Below are 5,228 nucleotides of genomic sequence, written 5' to 3' on the forward strand. Positions count from 1 at the left end.
CGAAGGGAAGCGCCCGGAGGAAAGCCCGAGAGGGTGAGTACAAAGGAAGCGTCCGTTCCTTGAGAACTCAACAGCGTGCCAAAAGTCAACGCCAGACTATAAAATACCCCGTCTCCGGTCCGTGAGGATCGGGACGCGGTTCCTTTGAAAAGTCCTTCCTCTAGAGGAAGGCGCACAGCGAGGACGCTGTGAACGACCGGGATTATTCCTCCTGGTTGTTCCGCTCAACGCGAGTGTCACACCGGATTACCGGTAAACATTCACGGAGAGTTTGATCCTGGCTCAGGACGAACGCTGGCGGCGTGCTTAACACATGCAAGTCGAACGATGAAGCCCTTCGGGGTGGATTAGTGGCGAACGGGTGAGTAACACGTGGGCAATCTGCCCTTCACTCTGGGACAAGCCCTGGAAACGGGGTCTAATACCGGATACGACCTGCCGAGGCATCTCGGTGGGTGGAAAGCTCCGGCGGTGAAGGATGAGCCCGCGGCCTATCAGCTTGTTGGTGGGGTAATGGCCTACCAAGGCGACGACGGGTAGCCGGCCTGAGAGGGCGACCGGCCACACTGGGACTGAGACACGGCCCAGACTCCTACGGGAGGCAGCAGTGGGGAATATTGCACAATGGGCGAAAGCCTGATGCAGCGACGCCGCGTGAGGGATGACGGCCTTCGGGTTGTAAACCTCTTTCAGCAGGGAAGAAGCGAAAGTGACGGTACCTGCAGAAGAAGCGCCGGCTAACTACGTGCCAGCAGCCGCGGTAATACGTAGGGCGCAAGCGTTGTCCGGAATTATTGGGCGTAAAGAGCTCGTAGGCGGCTTGTCACGTCGGATGTGAAAGCCCGGGGCTTAACCCCGGGTCTGCATTCGATACGGGCAGGCTAGAGTGTGGTAGGGGAGATCGGAATTCCTGGTGTAGCGGTGAAATGCGCAGATATCAGGAGGAACACCGGTGGCGAAGGCGGATCTCTGGGCCATTACTGACGCTGAGGAGCGAAAGCGTGGGGAGCGAACAGGATTAGATACCCTGGTAGTCCACGCCGTAAACGTTGGGAACTAGGTGTTGGCGACATTCCACGTCGTCGGTGCCGCAGCTAACGCATTAAGTTCCCCGCCTGGGGAGTACGGCCGCAAGGCTAAAACTCAAAGGAATTGACGGGGGCCCGCACAAGCAGCGGAGCATGTGGCTTAATTCGACGCAACGCGAAGAACCTTACCAAGGCTTGACATATACCGGAAACGGCCAGAGATGGTCGCCCCCTTGTGGTCGGTATACAGGTGGTGCATGGCTGTCGTCAGCTCGTGTCGTGAGATGTTGGGTTAAGTCCCGCAACGAGCGCAACCCTTGTTCTGTGTTGCCAGCATGCCCTTCGGGGTGATGGGGACTCACAGGAGACTGCCGGGGTCAACTCGGAGGAAGGTGGGGACGACGTCAAGTCATCATGCCCCTTATGTCTTGGGCTGCACACGTGCTACAATGGCCGGTACAATGAGCTGCGATACCGTGAGGTGGAGCGAATCTCAAAAAGCCGGTCTCAGTTCGGATTGGGGTCTGCAACTCGACCCCATGAAGTTGGAGTTGCTAGTAATCGCAGATCAGCATTGCTGCGGTGAATACGTTCCCGGGCCTTGTACACACCGCCCGTCACGTCACGAAAGTCGGTAACACCCGAAGCCGGTGGCCCAACCCTTGTGGAGGGAGCCGTCGAAGGTGGGACTGGCGATTGGGACGAAGTCGTAACAAGGTAGCCGTACCGGAAGGTGCGGCTGGATCACCTCCTTTCTAAGGAGCATATGGCCGACTGCAAGCGAATGACTTGCACGGTTGCTCATGGGTGGAACGTTGACTATTCGGCACGATCGGTTTGGGTCACTAGTACTGCTTCGGCGTGGAACGTGAACACAGATTGGTCGGGCCGGGCACGCTGTTGGGTATCTGAGGGTACGGAACGAAAGTTTCGAACCTTCGCGATGCCGGCCCCAGTGCACTCGACGCGTTAAGCGTTGGGGTGATGGGTGGCTGGTCGTTGCTTGAGAACTGCACAGTGGACGCGAGCATCTGTGGCCAAGTTTTTAAGGGCGCACGGTGGATGCCTTGGCACCAGGAACCGATGAAGGACGTGGGAGGCCACGATAGGCCCCGGGGAGCTGTCAACCAAGCTTTGATCCGGGGGTGTCCGAATGGGGAAACCCGGCAGTCGTCATGGGCTGTCACCCGCTGCTGAACACATAGGCAGTGTGGAGGGAACGCGGGGAAGTGAAACATCTCAGTACCCGCAGGAAGAGAAAACAACCGTGATTCCGGGAGTAGTGGCGAGCGAAACCGGATGAGGCCAAACCGTATGCGTGTGATACCCGGCAGGGGTTGCGTATACGGGGTTGTGGGATCTCTTTTTCATAGTCTGCCGGCTGTGAGACGAGTCAGAAACCGTATGGATAGGCGAAGGACATGCGAAAGGTCCGGCGTAGAGGGTAAGACCCCCGTAGCTGAAATCTGTGCGGCTCGTTTAAGAGACACCCAAGTAGCACGGGGCCCGAGAAATCCCGTGTGAATCTGGCGGGACCACCCGTTAAGCCTAAATATTCCCTGGTGACCGATAGCGGATAGTACCGTGAGGGAATGGTGAAAAGTACCGCGGGAGCGGAGTGAAATAGTACCTGAAACCGTGTGCCTACAAGCCGTGGGAGCGTCGCGCATCGAGTTTACTCGGTGCGTCGTGACTGCGTGCCTTTTGAAGAATGAGCCTGCGAGTTTGCGGTGTGTTGCGAGGTTAACCCGTGTGGGGAAGCCGTAGCGAAAGCGAGTCCGAATAGGGCGATTGAGTAGCGCGCCCAAGACCCGAAGCGGAGTGATCTAGCCATGGGCAGGTTGAAGCGGAGGTAAGACTTCGTGGAGGACCGAACCCACCAGGGTTGAAAACCTGGGGGATGACCTGTGGTTAGGGGTGAAAGGCCAATCAAACTCCGTGATAGCTGGTTCTCCCCGAAATGCATTTAGGTGCAGCGTCGTGTGTTTCTTGCCGGAGGTAGAGCACTGGATAGGCGATGGGCCCTACCGGGTTACTGACCTTAGCCAAACTCCGAATGCCGGTAAGTGAGAGCGCGGCAGTGAGACTGTGGGGGATAAGCTCCATGGTCGAGAGGGAAACAGCCCAGAGCATCGACTAAGGCCCCTAAGCGTACGCTAAGTGGGAAAGGATGTGGAGTCGCAGAGACAACCAGGAGGTTGGCTTAGAAGCAGCCACCCTTGAAAGAGTGCGTAATAGCTCACTGGTCAAGTGATTCCGCGCCGACAATGTAGCGGGGCTCAAGCGTACCGCCGAAGTCGTGTCATTGCAGCATGAGGGCCAACGCCCGCTGTGATGGGTAGGGGAGCGTCGTGTGCCGGGTGAAGCAGCCGCGGAAGCGAGTTGTGGACGGTTCACGAGTGAGAATGCAGGCATGAGTAGCGATACACACGTGGGAAACGTGTGCGCCGATTGACTAAGGGTTCCTGGGTCAAGCTGATCTGCCCAGGGTAAGTCGGGACCTAAGGCGAGGCCGACAGGCGTAGTCGATGGACAACCGGTTGATATTCCGGTACCCGCTTTGAAACGCCCAATACTGAATCAGGCGATGCTAAGTCCGTGAAGCCGCCCTGAGCTCTTCGGAGCGTAGGGGAGTGGTGGAGCCGACGATCCAGACTTGTAGTAGGTAAGCGATGGGGTGACGCAGGAAGGTAGTCCAGCCCGGGCGGTGGTTGTCCCGGGGTAAGGGTGTAGGCCGTGTGATAGGCAAATCCGTCACACGTTAAGGCTGAGACCTGATGCCGAGCCGATTGTGGTGAAGTGGATGATCCTATGCTGTCGAGAAAAGCCTCTAGCGAGTTTCATGGCGGCCCGTACCCTAAACCGACTCAGGTGGTCAGGTAGAGAATACCGAGGCGTTCGGGTGAACTATGGTTAAGGAACTCGGCAAAATGCCCCCGTAACTTCGGGAGAAGGGGGGCCATTTCCGGTGATGGAATTTACTTCCTGAGCTGGGGGTGGCCGCAGAGACCAGCGAGAAGCGACTGTTTACTAAAAACACAGGTCCGTGCGAAGCCGTAAGGCGATGTATACGGACTGACGCCTGCCCGGTGCTGGAACGTTAAGGGGACCGGTTAGCTCCATTTCGGTGGGGCGAAGCTGAGAACTTAAGCGCCAGTAAACGGCGGTGGTAACTATAACCATCCTAAGGTAGCGAAATTCCTTGTCGGGTAAGTTCCGACCTGCACGAATGGCGTAACGACTTCTCGACTGTCTCAACCATAGGCCCGGTGAAATTGCACTACGAGTAAAGATGCTCGTTTCGCGCAGCAGGACGGAAAGACCCCGGGACCTTTACTATAGCTTGATATTGGTGTTCGGTTCGGCTTGTGTAGGATAGGTGGGAGACTGTGAAGTCATGGCGCCAGCCATGGTGGAGTCGTCGTTGAAATACCACTCTGGTCGTGCTGGATGTCTAACCTGGGTCCGTGATCCGGATCAGGGACAGTGTCTGGTGGGTAGTTTAACTGGGGCGGTTGCCTCCTAAAGAGTAACGGAGGCGCCCAAAGGTTCCCTCAGCCTGGTTGGCAATCAGGTGTTGAGTGTAAGTGCACAAGGGAGCTTGACTGTGAGACCGACGGGTCGAGCAGGGACGAAAGTCGGGACTAGTGATCCGGCGGTGGCTTGTGGAAGCGCCGTCGCTCAACGGATAAAAGGTACCCCGGGGATAACAGGCTGATCTTCCCCAAGAGTCCATATCGACGGGATGGTTTGGCACCTCGATGTCGGCTCGTCGCATCCTGGGGCTGGAGTCGGTCCCAAGGGTTGGGCTGTTCGCCCATTAAAGCGGTACGCGAGCTGGGTTTAGAACGTCGTGAGACAGTTCGGTCCCTATCCGCTGCGCGCGTAGGAGTCTTGAGAAGGGCTGTCCCTAGTACGAGAGGACCGGGACGGACGAACCTCTGGTGTGCCAGTTGTCCTGCCAAGGGCATGGCTGGTTGGCTACGTTCGGGAGGGATAACCGCTGAAAGCATCTAAGCGGGAAGCCTGCTTCGAGATGAGGACTCCCACCCACTTGATGGGGTAAGGCTCCCAGTAGACGACTGGGTTGATAGGCCAGGTGTGGAAGACCGGTAACGGTTGGAGCTGACTGGTACTAATAGGCCGAGGGCTTGTCCTCAGTTGCTCGCGTCCACTGTGTTAGTTCTGAAGTAACGAACA

Annotated in this window: 2 rRNA genes; both read left to right on the plus strand. The window is 57.3% G+C overall.

What is annotated here, in order from left to right:
• The first annotated feature begins 259 nt into the window (after nt 1-259).
• A 16S ribosomal RNA gene (locus IF61_RS33045) occupies nt 260-1,783 on the plus strand.
• Nucleotides 1,784-2,063: 280 nt separating this feature from the next.
• A 23S ribosomal RNA gene (locus IF61_RS0131665) occupies nt 2,064-5,187 on the plus strand.
• Together the 16S and 23S rRNA genes form the textbook arrangement of a ribosomal RNA operon.
• Nucleotides 5,188-5,228 lie beyond the last annotated feature (41 nt).

This window comes from Streptomyces roseoverticillatus (genome assembly GCF_000719265.1).
Taxonomy (GTDB): Bacteria; Actinomycetota; Actinomycetes; order Streptomycetales; family Streptomycetaceae; genus Streptomyces; species Streptomyces roseoverticillatus.